The sequence below is a fragment of the Vibrio sp. 378 genome, from assembly GCF_033339435.1.
On sequence record NZ_JAWOUO010001276.1, the window covers coordinates 1 to 505 of the forward strand.

Genomic DNA, 505 nt, shown 5'->3' on the forward strand with positions numbered 1-505 from the left:
TCGGTTAGGTAACGCCATTTACCATTTGGAATTCCATCTAGAGAGATGTTCATGATGCGTACGCGGCGAAGTTTAAATACTTCGTAGCCGAGTGCTTCACACATACGGCGGATCTGACGGTTTAGGCCTTGCGTCAAAACAATACGGAAAGAGAACTTGGTTTCTTTCGTAATTTTACAAGGGAGCGTTACGGTATCGAGGATTCGAACACCACTCGACATCTGTTTTAGGAATTCGTCCGTAATCGGCTTGTCGACACGCACCACGTATTCTTTTTCGTGGTTGTTACCAGCGCGCAGAATCTTATTTACGATGTCGCCATCGTTAGTCAAGAAGATCAAACCATCCGAAGGTTTGTCGAGTCGACCAATTGGGAAAATACGCTTTTTGTGACCGATGAAATCGACGATATTGCCGGGGATATCACGCTCAGTCGTACAGGTGATGCCTGTTGGCTTGTTGAGGGCGATATAAATCGGCTTTTCTTTTGAAGCGACAGGCTTGC

The 505-nt window shown here is 46.1% G+C and carries 1 protein-coding gene; it reads right to left on the reverse strand.

Features of this window, described 5'->3' with window-relative positions; translation table 11 throughout:
* Nucleotides 1-505: 23S rRNA pseudouridine(2604) synthase RluF (locus R7Q48_RS31540; RefSeq protein WP_318134414.1), on the reverse strand; the 505-nt coding region annotated here is incomplete at both ends.